This is a genomic window from Monashia sp. HAY1-11D (assembly GCF_056868035.1).
In genome coordinates this window covers 1,322,392-1,345,248 of sequence record NZ_CP200320.1, presented here as the reverse complement: position 1 = coordinate 1,345,248, position 22,857 = coordinate 1,322,392, and the positions used below count along the sequence as shown (strand labels likewise).

Below are 22,857 nucleotides of genomic sequence, written 5' to 3'. Positions count from 1 at the left end.
GGTCAGGCGGTCCAGGTCTCGGCGAGGGCCTCGCGCAGCAGCGCCACGAGGGCGTCGCGCTGGAGGCTGTCACCGGAGGCGACCTCCTCGTCGCTGCCGTCGAGGGCCCGGGCCGCGAGTCCCTGCTTGGCGTCGATGAGCTCGGCGATCTTGGAGTCGATGGTGCCGGCGGCGAGGACGCGCCACGCGGTCACCGGCTCGTCCTGGCCGATGCGGTGGACGCGGTCGATCGCCTGCTGCTGCTCGGCGGCGGTCCAGGACAGCTCCGCGAGCACGACGTTCGACGCGGCGTGCAGGTTGAGCCCGACGCCGGCCGCCGTGAGCGAACAGACCGCCACCGACACCTCCGGGTCCTTCTGGAACCCGTCGATGGCCTCCTGGCGCTGCTTGCTCGTCTGGTCGCCTCTCACCGACACCGTGCGCAGCCCGGCGGAGGCGAACACGGCCTCGGCGGCGTCCATGACGTCGATGTGCTTGGCGAAGAAGACGACCTTGCCGACGGAGTGCGACAGCTGCACGGCGTAGTCGGCGGCGAGCGTCGACTTGGCCTGGCCGATGCGGCGCACGAGGCTGAAGACGTTCTCGCCCTTCTCGCCCGTGTCCGACGCGTGACGCAGCTCGGCCGCGGCGACGCGGCGCAGCAGCGCCTCGTCGAGCTCGCCGTCGTACTCGTGGCCCTCGCCCTCGGCGAGCAGCGCCCGGTACCGCTGCGCGAGCCGGCGGCCGAGGGCCTGCTCGGCCTCGCGGATCGAGCGGCCGAGGTCGTCGTCGAGCTCGACGGTGATGTCGGCGATCCGCTTGTCCGGCAGGTCCTTGGCGACGTCGACCTTGCGGCGGCGCACGATGCCCTGCTCGATGACGACCTTGCGCGCCTCGGGGTAGAAGCCGCGGTCGGCCGGGGTCAGCCCGATGCCGTCGAGCTCGCGCAGGATGGGCGAGGCCGGCTTGCCGTCCTTGATCCAGCCGAGGAACCGCCAGATGGCGTCGAAGTCCTTGACGTCGTTGATGAGCGGCGTCCCGGTGAGCGCCAGGAGCAGCGGGTTGCCGCCCGGCGTCGTGGCGCGCAGCCGGTCGGCGAGCGCGAGCACCTGCTGCGAGCGCTGCGACGTGAGGTTCTTGATGAAGTGGGCCTCGTCGACGACCATCGAGCAGAACCCGAGCGAGGACAGCCAGGCGAAGTGCCGGTCGAGGATCTCGTAGTTGACGACGAAGACGTCGGCGAAGGCGTCGACGTCGTCGCCGTCACCGTGGATGACGGTGACCCGGCGCTGCGGCGTCCACCGCTCGACCTCGCGGGCCCAGTTGATCTTCACGACGTTCGGCACGACCGCGAGCATCGGGTAGGCGTTCGCGACCGATGCGGCCAGGACCGACTGCGCCGTCTTGCCGAGGCCCGGCTCGTCGGCGAGCAGGAACGTGCGGTGGCCCTCCTGGACCTTCTGAAGGAAGCGCGACTGGTGCACCATGAGCTGCTGGCCGGGCGGGGAGAAGCGGTCCTGGCGTGGCTTCGGCGGCAGGTCCATGGATGCCGCCTCGCCGCCGGCGCCCTGCTCGAAGGCGCGGTACAGCGGCGAGAGCAGCTCCCAGCCGGCGAGGCGCGTCGGCAGGTACGGGCGCCGGGTCGCGGCCTCGACGTCGGGCACGAGGAAGGGGTTGGCGCGCACGCGGGCCGGCACCGAGCGCGGCAGCACCTGGCGGGCCGCGATCTCCGGCGGGAGCACCGGGCGGTCGGGCTCGGGCGCGGCCGGGGCCGGCTCGTCGGGCACCTCGGCCCCGGACTCGAGGAGCCACTCGCGGCGCATCTGCTGCGCGGCCGGGCCGGGCTTGACGCCGGCGTCCAGCAGGGAGATGAGGCTGGTGTCGCGGGCGGCGATCTGGGCGAGGATGCCGGCGATGCCGTCGAGACGCTTGAGCAGGTCGGCGCGGGTGCTGCTCGACAGGCTCGCGTCGTCGCGGACCCGGGCGCGCTCGGACCGCATGAGGAGGGCCACGACGAGGAACTTGGTGCGGTTCGTCGGGCTCGCCTTGCCCTTGCTCGCGACGCGCGACTCGACCTCGCGGACCCGCCGGGCGAGCACGGGGATGAGCGGCGCCGCCTCGTCACGACGCCCGGCGTTCTGGCCGTTGGCCGAGGCGGTCGAGCGGGTCGAGCCGTTCGGGGTGGTGCCGGCCGAGCCCTTGGAAGCGGTCGGGTCGTTGCCGGCCCGGGTGCGAACGCGCGTGGGCATGTTCCTCCTGGTGACGCGTCTGACGTCGGGCCGACGCCGCGGTGGCCCGGGCGGGGCGAGCCCCGCCGGCCCTGACGGCCTCGACTCGAGTCCGGGGACGCGCACTCACGCGCCCCCCGTGACGTCCCGGTGGCCCGAGCCGGAGCCCGTCGGAGGCGGGAGTCGGCGGGTCGGGCCGCGCCTCATCGGCGCGGGGACCCCTCGACTGTACATCGCCGCGGCCGGGAGTGCGGCGCCGACGGGCGGAAACGGACACGGCGCCCCACTGGGGCTCAGCCCACGTGGACGCCGACGAGGCTGCCGATCCCGTACGTGACCCCCATGGCGACGAGGCCACCGACGACGTTGCGGGCCACGGCTCGACCGACCGGCGCGCGGCCGAGGCGGGCACTGGCCCAACCGGTGAGGACGAGGGCGGCCACGACGCTGGCGACGGTCACCCAGAGGCGCGCGGGCTCCGGGCTGAACGCGATGGTGAGCAGCGGCAGCAGCGCGCCGACGAAGAAGGCGAGCATCGACGCCGCGGCGGCGTGCCAGGGGTTCGTCAGGTCGCTCGGGTCGATGCCGAGCTCCGCCTCCGCATGGGCGGTGAGGGCGTCGTGGTCGGTCAGCTCGGCGGCCACCTGCTCGGCGAGGACACGGCTGATGCCCTTGGCCTGGTAGAGCTGCGTCAGCTCCTCGAGCTCGCCGTCGGGGTCCTCGTGCAGCTCGCGCCTCTCGAGGGCGATGAGGGCCCGCTCGGTGTCGCGCTGGGTGCTCACCGAGACGTACTCGCCGGCCGCCATCGACAGCGCGCCGGCCGAGAGGGCGGCGATGCCCGCGACGATGATCGCCGCCCGGCTCGTGGTCGCGCCCGCGACACCGACGACGACGCCCGCCGTGGAGACGATGCCGTCGTTGGCGCCGAGGACGCCGGCGCGCAGCCAGTTGAGCCGCGCCGCGACGCTGTCCTCGTGCGGCTCCTCGCGGTCCGTGCCGGCCCGCAGCGCGTCGTCCGCGGGGGTCGCCGCCCGGGGCGCCGCGCCGACGTCGGTTGACGCGTCGGCGAGGTCGTGCACCGCCTCGGCCGTGCCGTCGCCCGCCGAGCGTGGCTGCCGCTGCGACATGCGTCCTCCGATCCGCCCGGGCCCGGGACGGGCCGCCCGGGGCCGTCCCCGATCGTGTCACCCCCGCGCGGGGGTTGTCACCGGGGGGCGACCTCGTGTCTCGACCGCGGAAGCGGCGACCGATATCGCCAACTCCCGGTGCGAGGCCAGATCATGAGGGAGGATTCCCCCTATGTCGGACATTCCGGGCCTGGGGGAGGCCGCCGCGGGGGACCTCGCGAGGTGGATCACCGCTGCGACGCCCGACGGTCTCTGGGTCATCGACGAGCACGGGCGCACCACCTACGCGAACCCGCGGATGGCCGCCATGCTCGGTCGCACCGTCCAGCAGATGGAGGGCTTCAGCGTCTTCGACGCCTTCGACGCCGTCGGCAAGGAGCAGTTCCGCCGTCACCTGGCCGACCTCGCGGCGTTCGGCGAGCCGGGCGACAACCTCGAGTGCAGCCTCCTGCGGAAGGACGGCAACCGCTTCTGGGCGCTCGTCTCGCACGCACCGATCCTCGACGACGCCGGGGTGCGCCGAGGGTGGCTGCACCGGGTCAGCGAGCACAGCCACCAGCGCGAGCTCGTCGACATGCTCGCCGAGGCGCAGTCCATCGCGAAGCTCGGCAGCTGGGAGTGGGAGGTCGGCTCCGACACCGTCACGTGGTCCGAGGAGATGTTCCACATCTACGGCATGGACCCGGCGGGGTCGGCCCCCACGTACGAGGACTTCCTCGCCCTCATCCACCCCGACGACCGCGCCCAGGTATCGAGCACCCTCCAGCAGTCGCTCGCCGAGGGCGACACGTGGGAGTTCGACGCGCGCGTCGTCCGTTCGTCGGGGGGCATGGTGTGGGTGCGGGGGCGCGGCGTCGTGAGCCGGGACGCCGACGGTGCCGTCGTGCGGATGAGCGGCACGACCCAGGACATCACCGAGAAGAAGGACGCCGAGCAGGCGCTCGCCCTCATCACGGCCATGGCGACCGCGGCCAACGAGTCGGCGACCCTCTCGGAGGCGCTACCGGCCGTGCTCGGCGAGGTGGCCACCCACACCACGTGGCGCCCGGTCCTCGCTGCCGTCGTCGACGCGGAGGGGCATGTCAGCGGCATCATCTCGCCGCCGCGGGACGTCGGACCGAGCGTCGTGCCCGAGCGGGAGGGGCTCGAGCTGGCCAACCGCGCGGTCAACGCGCGCGAGGTGCGCGTCGAACGGGCCCGCGGCGGCTCGTACGTCGCGGCCGTCCCGGTCATCAGCGAGAACCGCGTCGCCTGCGTCGTCGTGCTCGACACGCGGGCCCCGACACCGCCCGCCGCCGGTGACGCCATCACCATCCGCCAGATCACGGCGCTGTTCGCCCGCGTCGCCGAGCGCGAGTGGACCGCCGAGCGGCTCGCCCAGGCCCGCGACGAGGCGATGAAGGCCTCACGGGCCAAGTCCGAGTTCCTCGCGACGATGAGCCACGAGATTCGCACCCCGCTCAACGGTGTCATCGGGCTGTCCGAGCTGCTCGGGCGCACCGACCTCACCCCCCACCAGCGGCGCCTGTCCGACGGCATCGACCAGGCCGGGCACGTGCTCCTCGAGCTCGTCAACGACATCCTCGACCTGTCGAAGATCGAGGCGGGACGGCTCGAGCTCGAGTCCGTCGACTTCGACCCGGCCGCCGTGCTCGAGCGCAGCGCGGGGCTCGTCGCGGAGCGGGCCCGCGCCAAGGGCCTGGCCCTGACCGTCGCCCACGGCGGCGAGGTCCCGTTCATGGTCTCGGGCGACCCGGTCCGGTTCGGGCAGGTCGTCGCCAACCTCACGACGAACGCCGTCAAGTTCACCGACTCCGGGCGGGTCGACATCCGCATGTCGCTCGAGCGCGTCGAGGTCGGCGGCCCCGTGCTCCGGGTCGAGGTGCACGACACCGGGTCGGGCATCACGCCGGAGGTGCGCGAGCGCCTCTTCGAGTCCTTCTCGCAGGGGGACTCCTCGACGACGCGACAGTACGGCGGCACCGGCCTGGGCCTGGCCATCTCCCGCCAGATCGTCGCGGCCTTCGGTGGGGAGATCGGCGTCGACAGCGTCCCGGGCGAGGGCAGCACCTTCTGGTTCACGGCCTGCTTCGCCGGCGCGTCGGCCCGCTCCGTCGGCCGGCCCGAGGCCCAGGTCGCCGCGGTGTCCTCGCTGCGGGTCCTCGTCATCGGCCGCGACGCCGGGCACCGGCAGCGCATCGAGGATCAGCTCGGCGCGTGGCAGGTCGACGTGCGGTCGGCCTCGTCCGGCGTCGACGGCATCGTCGCCATGCACCGCGCGGAGCTCGCCGGCGAGCCGTTCGACGTCGTCGTGTGCGACGACCCGGGGTCCGGTACGGGCGGCCTGCAGATCGCCGCGATGATCCGCGCGGACCGGAGCTTCAGGGACGGGCGGATCCTGCTCGTCACCGACACCCCGACCCCGCCGGACCCCGACACCCTGCGCGCCGCCGGCATCGAGGCGGGCCTCACCTCGCCGGTCATGCCCTCGGCGCTCTTCGACGCCATGGTCAACGTCGCCGGCGCCCACCTGGCCGGTGACCCGCGCCCCGACCTGCGCCAGCGCGAGGTGGCGACGCCGGCGACCTCGAACGGCACCGTGCTCGTCGTCGAGGACAACGAGATCAACCAGCTCGTCGCCCAGGGCGTGCTCGAGAGCCTGGGGTACGAGGTCGTCCTCGCGGTCAACGGGGTCGAGGCCGTCGACCTGCACCGCGAGCGCGGCCGCGACTTCGTGGCCGTCCTCATGGACTGCCAGATGCCGCTCATGGACGGCTACGAGGCGACACGACGGATCCGGCAGCACGAGCCCCGGGGCACGCGGGTGCCCGTCATCGCCATGACCGCGGCCGCCATCGCCGGTGAGCGGGAGCGATGCCTGCAGGCCGGCATGGACGACTTCCTCACCAAGCCCATCGACGTCGCGCTCCTCGGCACCACGCTGCAGCGGTGGGCGGGGACGCGCGTGGCGCGGCATCGCCGGGCCGACGTGCGGGTCGACGCGTCCGGGTCGGCTGCGTCGAAGTCGGCCGCATCGTCGTCGGCCGCGTCGTCGGGCCCGTCGACCGCGGCGTCGGCGTCGCCGAGGGGAACCGCCACGGTCACGGGAGACGTCATCGACCACCGGAGGCTCGAGGAGCTCGGGGGCATCGACCCCGAGGAGACGGCACTGCTGCTGCGCTTCATCGCCCGGTTCGGCGAGGGCGCCCGGCAGAAGGTCGCCGAGCTGCGTGGGGCCAGTCGCCACGGCGATGCAGAAGAGCAGCTGCGGATCGCCCACGGGCTCAAGGGAACCGCGTCGAACCTCGGGGCCTCCGCGCTCGCCGCCACCTGCCGGACCATCGAGGACCTCGGCCGCGAGGGACGCGTCGTCGGTGACGACCTCGTCGCGCGTCTCGAGGACGACGTCGAGCAGGCCGCGACCGCGCTCGAGCGCTACGCCGACCGGCTCCGGAGCGGCTGACTCCCGCCGAGCACGGTCCTCGGCACCTGGCCGTTCCGGTCGTCCAGGCCCGGCAGCTGGTTCGGCAGGACGCCCGGGCCGTTCCGGCTGCCGCCGAAGCCCTGCCGGCCGAACGGCACGAACCCGTTCTGCCCACCCGGCTGGAAGCCGCCGCCGAAGCGTCCCGTGTCGCGGGCGGTCGAGCCTGCCGGCATCGCTGCAGCGGCCCCGATGGCGCCGGCCGAGGCGAGGACGATGGCCAGGCCTGCCGTCACGGCCGTCCTCCTCGCGCTCCAGCGCGCGCTCTCGCCGCGGTCGGTGGACGACGGGTAGGCGTACGGGACCGACGGCGCGGCGACGGGCGAGGACTGCGCGGACGTGACGGGCAGCGTCGCGGGGCCGGTCAGCGGGGCCTGCGTGACGGCCGGGGCGGCCGCGTCGAACCGGGGCAGCGCCGAGCGTCCCGGGGCGGCCGGGACCGGAGTCGTGGGGTCGGTGCTCATGGGACGACCGTCCGGCGGGATGCTGTGCCGGCGCTGTGCGGGAGCCGTCCGGGTGCCGTGACTGCGGTGCCGTCACTGCGGCGTCCGGGCCGGGGCCGCCTGCGGCCGCGATCCGTTGCCGCCGCACCGGGATCCCACAGGAGCCGCACAGGAAGGTACTGGCGGCGGCACAGTCCCACAGGTTTCACTGATGGTATGAGCGAGAAGACGAAGCCGGCCGCAGCGCGTCTCCAGCGACTCGACGGGTCGCCCGTGCGCGTCCTGGTCGTCGACGACGAGCCCAACCTCACCGAGCTGCTGGGCATGGCCCTGCGCTACGAGGGCTGGGAGGTCCGCTCCGCGGCGACCGGCATGGAGGCCGTGCGCGCCGCCCGCGAGTTCGACCCCGACGCCGTCGTCCTCGACATGATGCTGCCCGACTTCGACGGCCTCGAGGTGCTGCGCCGGATGCGCGGCGACAACCCCAACGTGCCGGTCCTGTTCCTCACCGCCAAGGACGCCGTCGAGGACCGGGTCTCGGGCCTGACGGCCGGCGGCGACGACTACGTCACCAAGCCCTTCTCGCTCGAGGAGGTCGTGGCGCGCGTCCGCGCCCTCATGCGTCGCACGACCGTCGCCGTGTCGGCGGCCGACTCGACGCTCGTCGTCGGGGACCTCACCCTCGACGAGGACAGCCACGAGGTCACGCGGGGCGGCGAGGAGATCCACCTGACCGCCACCGAGTTCGAGCTGCTGCGCTACCTCATGCGCAACCCGCGCCGGGTGCTGTCGAAGGCGCAGATCCTCGACCGGGTCTGGAACTACGACTTCGGCGGCCAGGCCAACGTCGTCGAACTCTACATCTCCTACTTGCGCAAGAAGATCGATGCCGGTCGGGAGCCGATGATCCACACCATGCGGGGGGCCGGGTATGTCCTCAAGCCCACCGTCTGAGACCGCGCACCGGGTCGAGGTCCCGGCCACCCGCGACGACCTGCCCGAGTCGGTTCCGGCACCGATGCCGGGGCTCGAGGAGCCCGAGAGCGGGTCGCGGCCGGCCCTCGGTGACCCTCGCGTCGTCGTGCCTGCCGAGGCGCCGGCCTGGCTCACCCACGACGACGGCAGGGGCGCTGAGCCGGCTGGGGCCGCCCCGACCGTGCGGGACCGTCTCGCCGGTGCGCGCGCACGAGTCCGCCCCTGGTCGGCGTGGACGCTGCGCGCCAAGCTCGTCGCGTCGATGCTCGCCCTGTTCACCGTCATCGGCGTCGCGACGGGGGCCTTCACGGTGCTCGCGCTGAGCCGCCAGCTGACCAGCCAGGTCGACGACCAGCTCCAGTCCTCGATGGTCCGGCTGCTCTCGGACCCCCGAGGCGTGGACTTCGGCACGCAGGCCGACGGCGGGCGGCCGCGGGGGCCCGGTGACGAGGGCCTGGTGGCCTACCTGCCGACGATCCCGACGAACGCCTTCCCGCGCTCCATCGGCAAGGTCAGCAACGGCGGCGAGCGACCGGTGCCGCTGTCGACGACCCAGCTGGCCGAGCTGGAGCGCGCCGGGCTGCGGGACGACTCGACGAACATCGAGGTCACCGGCCTGGGCACCTACCGGGTCCAGGCCACCTCGGTCGTCAGCGACGGCACCCCCATCGGCGTGCTCGTCATCGGCCTGCCGATGGACCGCACCGAACGCACGATCCAGCAGATGGTCCTCGTCGCCGTCATGACCCTCGGCGCCGGCATCATCCTCGTCGCCCTCCTCGGCACCTGGCTCGTGCGCCGCAACCTCGAGCCGCTCCGCAGGCTCGCGGCGACCGCCACGAAGGTGTCGCGGATGCCGCTGCACTCCGGCCGGGTGGCGCTCGCCGGACGCGTCGACGCCGCGGACACCGACGAGCGCACCGAGGTCGGTCAGGTCGGCGTCGCCTTCAACGAGATGCTCGACCACGTCGACGAGGCCCTCAACGCCCGGCACCAGAGCGAGCAGCGGGTGCGCCAGTTCGTCGCCGACGCCTCGCACGAGCTGCGCACGCCCCTCGCCTCGATCAAGGGCTACGCCGAGATCTCGCGGCGCGAGCCGGAGGCGGTGCCGCAGTCGGTGACGCACGCGATGGGTCGGATCGAGTCCGAGGCCGACCGGATGAGCTCGCTGGTCGAGGACCTCCTGCTCCTCGCCCGTCTCGACGCCGGACGACCGCTCGAGGACGAGCCGGTCGACGTGTCCATGCTCGTCATCAACGCGGTCAGCGACGCCCATGCGGCCGCGCCCGAGCACCGCTGGGACCTCGACCTGCCGCCCGAGCCGGTCGAGGTGCGCGGTGACGCGGCCCGGCTGCACCAGGTCGTGGCGAACCTGCTCGCCAACGCGCGCACCCACACGCCCGAGGGCACCCGCGTCACGACGTCCGTGCGGCCCGAGGGCGACTGGGTTCGGGTCGCTGTGCACGACGACGGGCCCGGCGTCCCGGACGCCTTGCAGCCCAACGTGTTCGAGCGGTTCGCCCGCGGTGACGACGCCCGCAACCGCGCGGGTGGCAGCACGGGCCTCGGGCTGTCCATCGTGGCGGCAGTGAGCAAGGCCCACGGCGGGCGCGTCGAGCTCGACAGCCGCCCCGGCGACACGACGTTCTCGCTCCTGCTGCCCGCCGCCTGACCCCCGCCCGCACCTGCCGCGACCCCACGCACCCCGGCCAGAAGTGCGCCATGGCGCGGGTGTCGGGCTGCGGGCCGCCCCCTCACGGCCCGGAAGCGCGCCATGGCGCGGTTGTCGGGCTGCGGCCCGCCCACGCACGGCCCGGAAGCGCGCCATGGCGCGGTCGCTCGGGAGGGACGACCGTTCATCACCACGCCAAAGTCGTGTCATAGGGATGCCACAGCGGCCGGCTCGACCGTTTGACCCATGGACACCACGACCCTCACCTCCCCGGGCCGACCCGCCCCTGCGGCCCCGGAGGCCACCGGGCTCCAGGAGCGCCACCCCGCCGTCGCCCCGCCGCCCGCCGGTGCGGGCCGTGGTGCGAGCCGGCTCCGTCGTCTCTGGCGCGGCTCGGACGCCGACCCCACGTGGGCGCGTCCCGCGCTCCTCGCCCTGCTCGTCGTCACCCTCGCGCTCTACACGTGGAACCTCACCGCGAGCGGCTACGCCAACGCCTTCTACTCGGCGGCGGTTCAGGCCGGCAGCGCGAGCTGGAAGGCCTTCTTCTACGGCGCTTCCGACGCCGCCGGCTCGATCACGGTCGACAAGCCCCCCGCGTCGCTGTGGGTCATGGCGCTGTCGGTGCGCCTCCTCGGGCTCAGCTCGTTCGCCGTCCTCGTCCCGCAGGCGCTCATGGGCGTCGCCACCGTCGGCGTCGTCCACACGACCGTCAAGAGGCACTTCGGTGCCGCGGCCGGCCTCGTCGCGGGAGCCGTCGTCGCGCTGACCCCGGTCGCCGCGCTGATGTTCACCTTCAACAACCCCGACGCGCTCCTGACGCTGCTCATGGCGCTCGGTGCGTGGGCCACGATGAAGGCCATCGAGCAGGCGTCTGCGAGGTGGATGGTCGTCGCCGGGGTCCTCATCGGCCTCGGCTTCCTCACCAAGACCCTCCAGGTGCTGCTCGTCGTGCCGTTCTTCGGCATCGCCTACCTCGTGGCCGCACCGACGACGCTGCGCAAGCGAATCGTCCACTCCCTGCTGGCGATCGGAGCCGTGGTCCTGTCCGCCGGCTGGTGGGTCGCGATCGTCGAGCTCGTCCCCGCCTCGGCCCGCCCGTACATCGGCGGCAGCCAGACCAACTCCTTCCTCGAGCTGACGTTCGGCTACAACGGCCTGGGCCGGCTGAGCGGCAACGAGACCGGCTCGGTCGGTGGCGGTGCTGCCGGTGGCCCCGGTGGCGGCGGCATGTGGGGCCAGACGGGCCTGTTCCGGATGTTCTCCAGCAGCGTCGGTGACCAGATCTCCTGGCTCATCCCGAGCGCTCTGGTCCTGCTCGGCGTCGGGCTGTTCCTGCGCGGCCGACGCCCGCGCACCGACGTGCGCCGCGCGGCCTACCTCGTCTGGGGTGGCTGGCTCGTCGTGACGATGCTCGTCTTCAGCTTCATGGCCGGCATCTTCCACGAGTACTACACGGTGGCCCTCGCCCCGGCCGTCGGTGCCCTCGTCGGCATGGGGTCAGTGGAGGCCTGGCGGCACCGCGGGCGGGCGGTCGGCACCGTCAGCCTCGCGGTGGCCACGGCCGCGGCGGCAGTCTGGGGCTTCATCCTCCTGTCGGGCACGACGGCCTACGGCGACGGGCTGCGCATCGCCGTGCTCGCCGTCGGGTTGGCCTCGGCGCTGCTCCTGCTCGCCGTCCCGTGGCTGCACCTCGCGGCGGTGCCCCTCGTCCTCGCCGGTGCGCTCGTGGCCGGCCTCGCCGGACCGGCTGCCTACACCGTGTCGACGACGGCGCAGGGCCACACCGGCTCCATCGTGACGGCCGGTCCTGCGGGCTCGCACCGCGGGGGTCCGGGCGGTGGCGCTGCCGGCGGGTTCGCCGGCGGTGCTCCCTTCGGCGGCCTGAGCCAGGGCAACGGCAACGGCACGGCGCAGCAGGGTGGCCCTCGGGCCGGACGGGGCGGCCTCCTCGACGCGTCGACGCCGAGCACCGCGGTCGTCGCGGCGCTGTCGGCCGACGCCGACCGGTACACGTGGGTGGCCGCGGCCGTCGGGTCGCAGACCGCCGCTGGACTCCAGCTCGGTACGCAGCTGCCGGTCATGGCCGTCGGCGGGTTCAACGGGTCCGACCCCAGCCCGACGCTCGCCCAGTTCGAGCAGTACGTCGCCGAAGGTCGGATCCACTACTTCGCCGGCGGCGCAAGAGGGTTCGGCAGCCAGAACGGCGGCAGCAACGCCTCCTCGCAGATCGCGTCATGGGTCGAGCAGAACTTCGTGAGCGTCACGATCGACGGCTCGACGTTCTACGACCTGACCCGGCCGCTGACGGACTCCGCATCCGCCCCCGGCGCCACGACCGTCCAGTGACGACCGCACGCACAGCGCCCCCCACGACACAGGAGGACCTCCGATGACGTCCCTGCCGACGCCGCGAAACCGCCTCTCCCAGCGGGTCGTCCGGTTCGCGGGCGTCGGCGTCCTGTCGACCGTCCTGCACCTCGGCCTCTTCGCGGCCCTGGTGCGGGGCGGCGTCGGGTCGATCCTCGCCAACGGCCTCGCGCTCGTGGTGGCGACGGTGGTCAACACTGCGCTGAACCGGACCTGGACGTTCGGGGTCACCGGGCGCCGACGCCTCGTGACCCACCACGGGCAGGCCCTCGTCGTCTTCGGCATCACCTACGCAGCGACGACGGCGGCGCTCGCCGCCCTCGCCGCGGTCTCGCCTGGCGCGGGCACGCAGGTCCAGACGCTCGTCGTCGCGGTCGCCAACGTCCTGTCGACGGCGGCGCGCTTCGTCGCCATGCACCGGTGGATCTTCCGTCCTTCACCGCCCCAGACCGCCGAGCGGTCGCAGCCGGCAGGGCTGGAGCCGGCCGTGTCCGCCGGGGACAGCCCCGACCGCTGACCGGCCGGCGACCGTCGACGGGCTTCGGATCAGTCGTGGTCGTCAGGACCGGCAGCCTGCTCCCACCAGGGTTCCTGGTGGGCGGCGACGACGGCGTCGACGTCACGACCCGACAGGTCGACGCGGGTGCCCACGACCGGCGCGACGAGACGCACGCCCTTGTCGGCGGCGACGCGCCGGGCCCACCGGATCGGCTCGCTCCACCAGTGGTGGGCCAGGTTGAAGGTGGCCCAGTGGATCGGCAGCATGACGGCGTCGGTCGCGCCCCGGTTGACGTCGAGGTGGGCCGAGACGGCCTGCTCGGGGTCGAGGTGGATGTCCGGCCAGTGCACGCTGTAGGCGCCGACCGGGATGATCGTCAGGTCGAACGGGCCGAGGTCGGTGCCGATGTCGGCGTAGCGGTGCGTCGGCCCGGAGTCGCCGCCGAAGAACACGGCATGGCGCGGACCGCGCAGCGACCACGCCGCCCACAGCGTCTGGTCGCGGACGAACCCGCGGCCGGAGAAGTGCCGCGCCTCGGTGCACGTCAGGGTGATGCCGGCCACGACGGTCGACTCGCGCCAGTCGAGCGACGTGATGCGCCCGGCGGGCACGCCCCAGGACCGGAGGTGCTCGTCGACGCCGAGGGGCACGACGTACAGCGGCCGGTGGGTGCGCTCGAGCATCGTGATGGACGGCTCGTCGAGGTGGTCGTAGTGGTCGTGGCTGATGACGACGGCGTCGAGCGGCGGCAGCTCGGCGATGGACCCGGGGACCGGGTGCAGGCGCTTCGGGCCGACGAGCGTCGACGGTGAGGCCCGCTGCCCGAAGACCGGGTCGAGGAGGAAGCGGGCGCCGTCGACCTCGACGACCGACGTCGCGTGGCCGTACCACGTGACGGCGAGGTCGGCCGGCGCGGTCGGGTGCTGGGGCCGCACGAGCGGGACGCGACCGGCGGGGCGGCCCCGGCCGCGCTCGCGCCACATGGTGCCGAGGACGCTGCCTGGCCCTTCGGCCTCCGGGGCCGCGCCGACGTGCGGCGGCTCGTGCGCCCTGAACCGGCCGTCACGGTAGTTGGGGGAGGCGGTCACGCGGGCGCGGACGGCGCTCGTCGTGGCGCCCATGCGTCGCAGGATCGGCAGCTGCACCGGGTGTCCTCTCGGGGTCCGCTCGGGGACCGGGTCGGTGGTTTGGGCGACGGAAACCGGGCCGCCCGGAGGTGGCGACGGTCGGCCAGGGCTCCATTCTGCGGGTTTGCCGCGTCGCGTCACCGATGACGCCGCCATGGTGTTGACGTGACACCACAGTGATGTCATAGTGATGCGTATGGACATCACCGAGCACGTCGACACACTCCGGCGGGACCTGGCCCGAGCCGCCGAGGCGATGGGCCCAGAGCTGGGGCAGGCGGCCGAGCGCCTCGGGTACGCGCTCGACTCGTCGGCGCGTCTCGCCCTCCTGGACGCCCTGTCGCACGCGGCGGCCGAGATCACCAACGAGCTCGACGGCACGTCGGTCGAGGTGCGCCTCCAGGGCCGCGAACCCGTCTTCGTCGTCGTCGGCGCCGGCCCGGCCGCCGTCGCCGTCGACGACACCCAGGCCGTGCGCTCCACCGACACCACCGCGCTGCCGGCCGACGAGGAGGGCGCCGAGACGGCCCGCATCACGCTGCGCCTGCCCGAGGCCCTCAAGGGCCGCGCCGAGGACCTCGCCGCGCAGCGCGGACAGTCCCTCAACACCTGGATCGTCAACGCCGTCCGCGCCGCGGCGCACGGCAACCCCCCGGCTCCCGGCTTCCCTGGCTTCCCACCGATGCCGCCGGGGCCGCAGCTGGGTCCGGGCGCGCCGGGCCGCAACCGCTCCTCGAACAAGCGGGTCCAGGGCTGGGTCCGCTGACCCGCCTGCACCCCGGCACCACCGACCACCACATCCCGCGCCGGCACCACCGGGCCACGTCCCGACCGGCACCACCGAAGGGAACCACCATGAGCGACACCCTCGAGACCCGCTTCGACACGACGGGTCCCGTCAACCTCAAGGTCGAGCTGCTCGTCGGCGACGTGACGCTGACCGCCACCGACGCCTCGGCAACCGTCGTGCGGCTGGTCCCGCACGGCCGCAAGGGCGCCGAGCTCGCCGAGAAGTTCACCGTCGAGGCGCACGGCAACGACGTCGTCGTCCTGTCCCCGAAGCTGCGCGACTCGTTCTTCTCGCTCGGCACCAAGGGCTCGGTCGACGTCGAGGTCGAGCTGCCCACCGGCAGTGCCGTCGAGGCCCGCACCGGCGCCGGTGACATCACGGCATCGGGCCTGCTGGGCGAGGTCCGCGCCAACACCGGGGCCGGCGACCTCACCTTCCACGAGGTGGCCGCCGCACACCTGAAGTCAGGCTCCGGCGACCTCACGCTCCAGTCGGCGCGCGGGGACGTCAACGCCAAGACCGGGTCCGGCGACGTCTCCATCGGCTCGGCCGGCGGCCGCCTCGACCTCGTCACCGGCAGCGGCGACATCGCGCTGCGCCGCTCCGACGCCCCCGTCAAGGCGAAGACCGGCTCGGGTGACCTGCGCATCGACGCGAGCACCGGCGACCTCGAGCTGATGACCGGCACGGGCGACGTCGACCTCGGGGCCGTGCACGGCGGTCAGGTCCAGGCCCGCACCGGCACCGGCGACGTGTCCATCGGCGTGGCGCACGGTGTCGCGGCGTTCCTCGACCTCAACAGCGTCACGGGCGACGTCGACGTCGACCTCGAGTCCTCCGACGGGCCCGGCGACAGCGAGGCGCGCGCCAGCCTCACGGTCCACTCCGGCAGCGGCGACATCCACGTCAAGCGCGCGACGGCGAGCCTGGCATGAGCGCCGTGAAGGGCATGACCCTGACTCCGCAGGAGGCGCTCGCCCGCGACGTCATCCTCCAGCGCTCGGCGGCGCGGCACCACGCGCCCCGGCGCCAACGCCGCCACGTGCGCGCCGCGCTCCTGCTGCGGTGGCTCGCCGAGCGCCTCGACCCCGATGCGCACGGTGACGACGCGGCCGCGCGCCGCGGTGCACACGGGGACGCACACGGCGGCGCGCCGGTCGTCACGCGGTCCGGCCACGACCGTTCGGCACCGCGGCCCTGGCAGGCGCAGCCTCGCCGCTCGCCGCACCGCCACTCCTGACCCCGCTCCCGCGGGCCGACGCCCACCCGCCGACGCTTCCCGGCCGGGTGGGCGTCCGGCGTCGCGGGTGGCGTTGCGGCTGCCCTGCTCGCCCGGTGCGCACGGACCGGCGTGCGACGATCGAGCCATGTACGTGCCCCGCGCCAACGCCATGGCCGACGGCGAGATCCGCCGCTTCCTCGACGCGCACCCCGCCGGCCACCTCGTCACCGTTGGCCCGGACGGGCGGCCGGACGCCACGCTCCTGCCCGTCATCGTCGACGAGGAGCCGGAGGGCAGCCTGCGCGTCGTGGGCCACGTCGCCCGGTCCAACGAGCAGTGGACGCGGATCGCGCCGGGCTCCGCCGGCCTCGTCGTCGTCACCGGGGCGGACGCCTACGTGTCGCCGGGCTGGTACGCGAGCAAGCGTGAGCACGGCCGGGTCGTGCCGACCTGGAACTACAGCGAGGTCCAGCTCTCCGGTGCGGTGACGGTCCACGACGACCCCGGGTGGGTTCTCGACGTCGTCACGCGGCTGACCGAGCGGCACGAGGCCGGCCGTGCCGCGCCGTGGGCCGTCACGGACGCACCGGCCAGGTGGGTCCGGGGCCGCCTGCGCGCCATCGTCGGCGTCGAGCTGCGAGTCGAGCGCGTCGAGGGCAAGGCCAAGCTGTCGCAGAACCGGTCGGACGCCGATCGTGCCGGAGCCATCGCCGGCCTGCGCGACGAGCCGGGCGCCGTCGCGCACGTCGTCGCCGACGCCATGGCGGACACCCTGTCGAGCTGACCGCCTGATCTGGAAGCCGTTGTGGCACAGATGCGCCGAGGCATCGGCGAGTCAGTGGCTCGCCACGACGACCGTGGTGCGCTACCGCGTCGACGCGGGGCGCCTCATCGAGCGGTGACCCGCTCCGCGGTCGGCGACCAGCGGGCCGGGTCGAGCCACGCGTGCACGAGCGGCACGACCGACGCGCCCTCGCCGCTCGCGGCCGCGACCCGCTTCATCGACCCGGCCCTGATGTCGCCCGCCGCGAAGACCCCGGGCACCGTCGTCTCGAGGCTCTCGGGGGGCAGGTCGCCGTTCCAGCGCGCCTGCGGCACGTCGCGGCCGGTGAGGACGAACCCGCGCTCGTCGCGCGCCACCGCGTCGGAAAGCCAGTCGCAGTGGGGCGCGGCGCCGATGAGCAGGAACAGGCCCCGGCAGTCCCGCGTGGTCTCGGTGCCGTCACGGGTGTCGCGGACGGTGACCCAGCCGAGACGGCCGTCGTCACCAGGCCCGCCCGCGACGACCTCCGAGCAGCCCTGGACGGTGACGCGCGGGTTGTACTCGATCTCGCCGACGAGGTAGCTCGACATCGTCTCGGCGAGGCTCTCGCGCCGTACGAGGATCGTCACCGAGCGGGCGAACCGGGCCAGGTGGATCGCCGCCTGCCCCGCGGAGTTGCCGCCGCCGACGACCACGACGTCGTAGCCCTCCATCTCGCGGGCGGCCGTCATGGCGCTGCCGTAGTGCACGCCGAGGCCGACGAGCCGTTCGATGCCGGGGGCGTCGAGGCGCCGGTACGTGACGCCGGCCGACACGACGACGGCCCGGGCCAGCACGTCGCCGCCCTCCGTGCAGAGGCGGTGCGGCGTGGGCACACCGGCGTCGTCGACCTCGCCGGGCACGAACGACGTGACCGGCCAGCCGGTGAAGAAACGGGTGCCGAACCGGATGGCCTGGTTGCGGGCCCGCTGGGCGAGCCGCATGCCGGAGATGCCGCGCGGGAAGCCGAGGTAGTTGCGGATCATCGACGACGTACCGGCCTGTCCGCCGACGGCTTCGGCCTCGAGCACGACGGTCGACAGGCCCTCCGACGACGCGTACACCGCGGCCGCGAGACCTGCGGGTCCCGCGCCGACGATGGCCACGTCGACGACGCGGTCGACGTCGACGTCCGCCGGCCGACCGTAGATGCGGGACGCGACGTCGCGGACGCTGTGGGCCACCCCGACGCGCTGGCCCAGGTCCATGACGAGCGGGAAGTCGGGCTCGCCGCCGCCGGCGACGTGGAGGTCGAGGACGTGCCGGCCCTTGTCGCTGTCGGGCGGGTAGACGCGGTTGGGCATGCCCATCCGGTCGAGGTAGTCGCGGATGGCGAGGGTGAGCGCGTCCTCGACGGGCGAGACGATGGCGACGGCAACGGCCTCGGGCTCGGCCACGGTCGAGCCCCAGTCGGACAGCAGCTCGCACAGGGCGGTGTGGAACTCCTCGTCACGAGGACCGCGGGGCATGAGCAGGTAGGCGTCGTACTTGCCCTTGGCCATGCCGCCGCGGAGCCGGTCCGCGTCCTCGCGGAACGTCGACACGTGGCTGGCGATGACGCGCCGGGCCGTCGGCACCGTGGCGCGCCACCAGTGGAAGGCCTCGAGGACCTCCGCGTCGGGCAGCCGCGACTCGGTGACGAACATCGCGACCTGGCCGCCCTCGGCGACGACGCGGCGCGCCTCGAGCTTGGCCTCGTGGGCCGAGGTGGCCGTCGGCAGCTCGTAGTCGCGCTCATAGCGGAAGAACTCGTCGCGCAGCTGCTCGCAGCGGGTCTCGGACACGAGGATGATCGCCGGCTTCACCCTGCCGATCCTAGGAGGAACGTGGCGCCCCGGGTATGGCCCCCGCATCCGCCGACGCGGCCGCCGGGCGCTCGCGCAACGTGAGCCAGAGCCGGTGGGCCGTGATGACGGCGAGGGCCCAGGCCAGACCGATGAGCCACCCGGCGAGGACGTCGGTGAGCCAGTGGTGGCCGAGGAACACTCGCGACAGGCCCATGGACAGGACGAAGAGCGTGCCCACGGTGACGGCGACGACGCGCTGCCACGCGGCGGTCGTCTCGATGAGGAGGAGGTAGACGACGACGGTCGTCAGCACCGTGGCGTTGAGGGTGTGACCGCTCGGGAACGACGCTGACACCTCGAGCGGCGGAACCGCGAGCGACGCCGGCGGTCGGGCGCGGTCGACGAAGCCCTTGCCGACGACGGTCATGGCGAGCGAGCCGGCCGCCGAGACGGCCGCCACGACGACCGGCGTCCACCGGCGCCGGCGCCACGTGATGACCGCGACGACGACGGTGGCCAGGATCGGCATGCCGACGGGCCCGCCGACGTCGGTGAACGCGGTGACGGCAGAGTCGAGCCCGGGCGAGCGCAGCGACACCGCGGTGTCGAGGACCGGCTGGTCGACCACCGTGAGGCCGTCGCGTCCGACGACGCCCTCGTAGAGCGTCTCGACGCCCTCGACGAGCGCCGCCATGACGACCAGGGCAACGACGGTGAAGACGACGAACGCCACGTGGGCAGCGGACCACGAGGCGACGCGTCGCGCCGTCGGTCGCGACGCGCGCGCGACGGCGGCGAAGACGCCGACCAGCCACCGCCCGAGGCGGGTGTGCCACGCGGTGAGGTCGCGCGCGCCGATCGTGTCGTCGGGTGTGTGCCGGTGCGCGTGCTCTGCCACGCCCGGTTCCTTACCCGGTGACCGGTGTCGGCGACCCGGCGTAGGGTCCGGGGCCATGACCGCCGCCGTCGCGCCGCTCGCGTCCATCTCGATCGACTGCCCCGACCCCGACGCCCTCGCCCCCTTCTACCGCGCCCTGCTCGGACTGGAGGAGGCGTTCGCCACGCCCGACCGAGGCGTCGTCTGCCTCTCCGGCGCGGGGCCGATGCTGACGCTCATGCGGGTCGACGCGTACGAGGCGCCGACGTGGCCGGACGGCCCGCAGCGCCAGCAGCTGCACCTCGACCTCGCCGCGGACGACCTCGATGCGTGCGTGTCCAAGGCGCTGGAAGCTCGGTGCCCGCGAGGCCGGCCACCAGCCGGCCCCCGACCAGTGGCGCGTCATGCTCGACCCCGTGGGGCACCCGTTCTGTCTCAGCGCGGTGCGCCCCGGATGACCGTCGTCGTGCGGCCCGCGACCAGGGACCGGTTCGACGACGTCGCGACGATGCTCGGGCCGAGGAACCCGACCTCGAGCGTCTGCTGGTGCCTGAGCCACCGTCTTCCGGCGAAGGAGAACCGCGCGCTCCTCGGCCCGGCGCGCGGTGCGTACGTCCGCAGCCTCTGCGAGCGCGACGTCGCGCCCGGCGTGCTGGCCTACGACGGCGCCGAGGTCGTCGGGTGGGCGGCCGTCGCCCCCCGGTCCGAGCTGCCGTTCGAGCGCTCGCGTCTGATCCCGCACGTCGACGACCTGCCGGTCTGGTCGGCGTGGTGCATCCGCGTGCGGCGCGGGCACCGCGGACGCGGTTTGGCCCTGCCGCTGCTCGAGGGTGCGGTCGCCTACGCCCGGCAGCTCGGCGCGCCTGCGGTCGAGGGGTACCCGGTCGACAACCGGGGCGCGAAGGTCGACCTGACGATGGCCTACGTCGGCACCCGGGCCCTCTTCGAGCGGGCCGGCTTCACCAAGGCTGCCGACACCGGCTCGGTCTCGGCAGGGTTCCCACGCGTGCTCATGCGCCTCGACCTGCGGTGAGGCGCGGTGGGCCCGATGTCCCCGCCGCGTCGTAGGGTCACCGCATGACGGTCGTCGGAACCGACGGTCTGGCGCGCCCGCTGTGGGCCTCGTCCGACCCGCTGCTCATGGACTACTACGACACCGAGTGGGGCATGCCGGTCCGCGACGAGCAGGGCCTCTACGAGCGCATCTGCCTCGAGGGCTTCCAGTCCGGCCTCTCGTGGGCCACCATCCTGCGCAAGCGGCCGGCCTTCCGGGCCGCCTTCGCCGACTTCGACCCCGACGTCGTCGCCACGTTCACCGACGCCGACGTCGAGCGGCTCATGCAGGATGCCGGCATCGTGCGCAACCGGATGAAGATCACCGCGACGATCCAGAACGCGCGGGCCACCCTCGCCCTTCGCCATGAGGGCGGGCTCGTCGAGCTCGTGTGGTCGTTCCGACCCGCCGACACCCCCCGCCCCACGAACCACTCCGAGGTCCCCACCGTCTCGGAGGAGAGCAAGGCCCTCTCGAAGGCCTTGCGCAAGAAGGGTTTCGCCTTCGTCGGGCCGACGACGATGTACGCCCTCATGGAGGCCGTCGGCATCGTCGACACGCACCTGGTCACGAGCCACCGGCGCGGTACGAGCGGCGTCTGGCCCGACTGACGGCGGGCTCAGCCGTCCAGGACGGCACGGGCCGCGTTGTGCCCCGGGATGCCGCTGACCCCGCCGCCGCGCCGGGCGCCCGCTCCCGCGAGCAGGAGCGAGGCGTACGGCGTCTCGACCCCCCACGTGCCGACCTCCGGGTCCCGCTCGGCCCACGGCCACTGCAGCGACCGGTGGAAGATGTTGCCGCCCGGCAGGCCGAGCGAGCGCTCGAGGTCCACGGGGCTCCTCACCTCGAGGCACGGCCGGCCGTCGGCGTCGCGCAGCAGGACGTCCTCGATCCGCTCGGCGAGCACCGAGTCGAGCGAGCGCAACGTCGCCGCCAGGGCGGCCGCCGTCGCGGCGTCGTTGTCCTCGCGGAACAGCCGGGCCGGCAGGTGGAGGCCGAACAGCGTCAGCGTCTGCGCGTCCGAGGCGGCGAGCCGGGGGCCGAGGATCGAGCGGTCGCTCAGGGTGTGGCAGTAGACCTCGCACGGCGGCAGGTCGGGGATGCGTCCGGCGGCGGCCGCGGCGTAGGCGTCCTCGAGCTGGCGGTAGCCCTCGTTGACGTGGAAGGTGCCGGCGAAGGCGGCCCGGGGGTCGGCGCTCCGGTCGCGCAGCCGGGGCAGCCGCGTCAGGAGCATGTTGACCTTGAGCTGGCTGCCCTCGACGTCGTCCTCGGTCGGCACGGGGTCGGCGCCGGCGGCGGCGAGCAGCCGGTTGAGGACGGTGGGCGCACAGGCGGCGAGCAGCGAGGTGCCCCGGGCACGGCCGCCGGCGCTGCCGGCGTCGATCCCGCTGCCGCCGGCCCACGCGACCTCGCCCGTCGACGGGTCGATGGTCGTGACGTCGGCCCCGGTGACGATGCTCGCCCCGGCCTCGACCGCGGCCCGGGCGAGCGCGTCGGTCAGGGCGCCCATGCCGCCGACGGGCACGTCCCAGTCGCCGGTGCCACCGCCGACGAGGTGGTAGAGGAAGCACACGTTCTGGCGGAGGTCGTCACCGCGCAGTGAGGCGAACGTGCCGATGAGGGCGTCGGTGGCGATGATGCCGCGGAGGGTGTCGTCGTCGGTCACCGACTCGACCAGCTCACCGACCGGGCGCGTCGTCAGCGCGTCGAACAGCTCGGGGTCGCCCGACAGGCCGCGGACGTGCTCGCGACTGGCCAGCGGCTCGAGAACCGTGGGGAAGACCTTCGCGGCGAGTCCTGCCATACGGCCGTAGAGCTCGGTCCACCCCGCCCAGGCGTCCTCGCCGCCGGTGAGGTCCCGGAAGGCGGCCCGCGTCGCGGCGGCGTCCGCGGTGTCGACGAGCAGACCCCGCCGGGGGTCGGCCGGCACCGGCGTGTACGAGGAGTAGCGGCGCCGGACCAGCTGCACGTCGAGGTCGAGGTCGGTGAGGATCTGCCGGGGCAGCAGCGACACGAGGTAGGAGTAGCGCGACAGCAGAGCGTCGACACCGGCGAAGGCGCGCGCCGACACTGCGGCACCACCGACGTGCTCGCCCCGCTCGAGCACCAGGACCCGGCGACCCGCGCGGGCGAGGTACGCGGCCGCGGTCAGGCCGTTGTGGCCGGCGCCGATGACGATGTCGTCGTAGTGCACCCCCGTCACCCTAGCCACCAGCCTGAACCCAGAACACACCGAGAAGCAGCCAACGCCACCGGGAGTACCGGGTGGCGGTTGGCGACTGCTCGGTGTGTTGCGGGGGGCGGGGGGCGCGACCTGACCGAACTGGCCGGCCTCGTGCTCGTCGCCGCCGGAGTCCTCGCCGTCGCCGCCGCTCGCCGAGGAGCGTCGCCGACGCGCCGGCCGGGACGAGACGTACTGACGCG

18 protein-coding genes and 1 pseudogene are annotated in these 22,857 nt (G+C 73.9%); 12 read left to right on the top strand and 7 right to left on the bottom strand.

Annotated features, from left to right (window positions below; translation table 11 throughout):
- Positions 1–2: 2 nt before the first annotated feature.
- The gene (locus AC1VM9_RS06260; protein WP_483121822.1) at positions 3–2,228 is read right to left on the bottom strand and encodes a DEAD/DEAH box helicase; all 2,226 of its coding nucleotides are present in this window, start codon (positions 2,226–2,228) and stop codon (positions 3–5) included.
- A 272-nt stretch (positions 2,229–2,500) separates the two neighbouring features.
- Entirely contained in the window at positions 2,501–3,334 is an 834-nt protein-coding gene (locus tag AC1VM9_RS06255) for a VIT1/CCC1 transporter family protein (protein WP_481346894.1), read from the bottom strand.
- 172 nt (positions 3,335–3,506) lie between these two features.
- On the opposite strand from AC1VM9_RS06255, the gene AC1VM9_RS06250 reads away from it, so the two are divergent.
- A complete protein-coding gene (locus tag AC1VM9_RS06250; protein ID WP_483121820.1) occupies positions 3,507–6,797 on the top strand; it encodes a response regulator in 3,291 nt (1,096 codons plus the stop codon).
- Here the strand turns inward: AC1VM9_RS06250 and AC1VM9_RS06245 are convergent.
- A complete protein-coding gene (locus tag AC1VM9_RS06245; RefSeq protein WP_483121818.1) occupies positions 6,770–7,279 on the bottom strand; it encodes a hypothetical protein in 510 nt (169 codons plus the stop codon). The genes AC1VM9_RS06250 and AC1VM9_RS06245 overlap by 28 nt on opposite strands.
- A gap of 195 nt (positions 7,280–7,474) precedes the next feature.
- Between AC1VM9_RS06245 and AC1VM9_RS06240 the strand changes: the two genes are divergently transcribed.
- The 4 genes from AC1VM9_RS06240 (at position 7,475) to AC1VM9_RS06225 (ending at position 12,792) form a co-directional block, all read left to right on the top strand.
- Positions 7,475–8,212, top strand: coding sequence for a response regulator transcription factor (locus AC1VM9_RS06240; protein ID WP_481343435.1), 738 nt, complete (start codon positions 7,475–7,477; stop codon positions 8,210–8,212).
- Positions 8,190–9,905: a sensor histidine kinase gene (locus AC1VM9_RS06235; protein ID WP_483121815.1), complete on the top strand. Its 1,716-nt coding sequence runs from the start codon at positions 8,190–8,192 to the stop codon at positions 9,903–9,905. Before AC1VM9_RS06240 ends, AC1VM9_RS06235 begins: the two co-directional genes overlap by 23 nt.
- A 246-nt stretch (positions 9,906–10,151) precedes the next feature.
- A complete protein-coding gene (locus AC1VM9_RS06230; RefSeq protein WP_483121813.1) occupies positions 10,152–12,254 on the top strand; it encodes a glycosyltransferase family 39 protein in 2,103 nt (700 codons plus the stop codon).
- Between the two features lie 43 nt (positions 12,255–12,297).
- Positions 12,298–12,792 carry a GtrA family protein gene (locus AC1VM9_RS06225; RefSeq protein WP_483121811.1) on the top strand — a complete coding sequence of 165 codons (495 nt, stop codon included), beginning with the start codon at positions 12,298–12,300 and terminating at the stop codon, positions 12,790–12,792.
- 29 nt (positions 12,793–12,821) lie between these two features.
- On the opposite strand, the gene AC1VM9_RS06220 is transcribed toward AC1VM9_RS06225, so the two are convergent.
- Positions 12,822–13,919 carry an MBL fold metallo-hydrolase gene (locus AC1VM9_RS06220; RefSeq protein ID WP_481342781.1) on the bottom strand — a complete coding sequence of 366 codons (1,098 nt, stop codon included), beginning with the start codon at positions 13,917–13,919 and terminating at the stop codon, positions 12,822–12,824.
- A gap of 178 nt (positions 13,920–14,097) precedes the next feature.
- Here AC1VM9_RS06220 and AC1VM9_RS06215 point away from each other — a divergent pair, with 178 nt between their 5' ends.
- The 4 genes from AC1VM9_RS06215 (at position 14,098) to AC1VM9_RS06200 (ending at position 16,697) form a co-directional block, all read left to right on the top strand.
- On the top strand, positions 14,098–14,667 hold the full coding sequence (locus AC1VM9_RS06215) for a toxin-antitoxin system HicB family antitoxin (protein WP_481342783.1): 570 nt from the start codon (positions 14,098–14,100) through the stop codon (positions 14,665–14,667).
- Between the two features lie 89 nt (positions 14,668–14,756).
- Positions 14,757–15,626, top strand: coding sequence for a DUF4097 family beta strand repeat-containing protein (locus AC1VM9_RS06210; protein ID WP_483121809.1), 870 nt, complete (start codon positions 14,757–14,759; stop codon positions 15,624–15,626).
- Positions 15,623–15,931 (top strand): hypothetical protein, encoded by a 309-nt coding sequence (locus AC1VM9_RS06205; protein WP_483121807.1) that lies wholly within the window; start codon positions 15,623–15,625, stop codon positions 15,929–15,931. Before AC1VM9_RS06210 ends, AC1VM9_RS06205 begins: the two co-directional genes overlap by 4 nt.
- A 127-nt stretch (positions 15,932–16,058) precedes the next feature.
- Positions 16,059–16,697 (top strand): FMN-binding negative transcriptional regulator, encoded by a 639-nt coding sequence (locus AC1VM9_RS06200; protein WP_483121806.1) that lies wholly within the window; start codon positions 16,059–16,061, stop codon positions 16,695–16,697.
- A gap of 104 nt (positions 16,698–16,801) precedes the next feature.
- On the opposite strand, the gene AC1VM9_RS06195 is transcribed toward AC1VM9_RS06200, so the two are convergent.
- Complete coding sequence (locus tag AC1VM9_RS06195) at positions 16,802–18,520, bottom strand: NAD(P)/FAD-dependent oxidoreductase (RefSeq protein WP_483121804.1); 1,719 nt, start codon at positions 18,518–18,520, stop codon at positions 16,802–16,804.
- Positions 18,521–18,530: 10 nt separating this feature from the next.
- Positions 18,531–19,400 carry a phosphatase PAP2 family protein gene (locus AC1VM9_RS06190; protein WP_483121803.1) on the bottom strand — a complete coding sequence of 290 codons (870 nt, stop codon included), beginning with the start codon at positions 19,398–19,400 and terminating at the stop codon, positions 18,531–18,533.
- A gap of 55 nt (positions 19,401–19,455) precedes the next feature.
- Here AC1VM9_RS06190 and AC1VM9_RS06185 point away from each other — a divergent pair.
- From AC1VM9_RS06185 to AC1VM9_RS06175, 3 genes and pseudogenes are all read left to right on the top strand, one after another.
- Positions 19,456–19,677 (top strand): annotated as a pseudogene (locus tag AC1VM9_RS06185) (VOC family protein); the annotation flags it as partial.
- 156 nt (positions 19,678–19,833) lie between these two features.
- The gene (locus tag AC1VM9_RS06180; protein ID WP_483123975.1) at positions 19,834–20,412 is read left to right on the top strand and encodes a GNAT family N-acetyltransferase; all 579 of its coding nucleotides are present in this window, start codon (positions 19,834–19,836) and stop codon (positions 20,410–20,412) included.
- A 44-nt stretch (positions 20,413–20,456) separates the two neighbouring features.
- Positions 20,457–21,044, top strand: a complete 588-nt coding sequence (locus AC1VM9_RS06175) for a DNA-3-methyladenine glycosylase I (protein ID WP_483121802.1) — start codon at positions 20,457–20,459, stop codon at positions 21,042–21,044.
- Positions 21,045–21,052: 8 nt separating this feature from the next.
- Here AC1VM9_RS06175 and AC1VM9_RS06170 read toward each other — a convergent pair whose 3' ends face one another.
- Positions 21,053–22,627: a phytoene desaturase family protein gene (locus tag AC1VM9_RS06170; RefSeq protein WP_483121800.1), complete on the bottom strand. Its 1,575-nt coding sequence runs from the start codon at positions 22,625–22,627 to the stop codon at positions 21,053–21,055.
- Between the last annotated feature and the right edge of the window lie 230 nt (positions 22,628–22,857).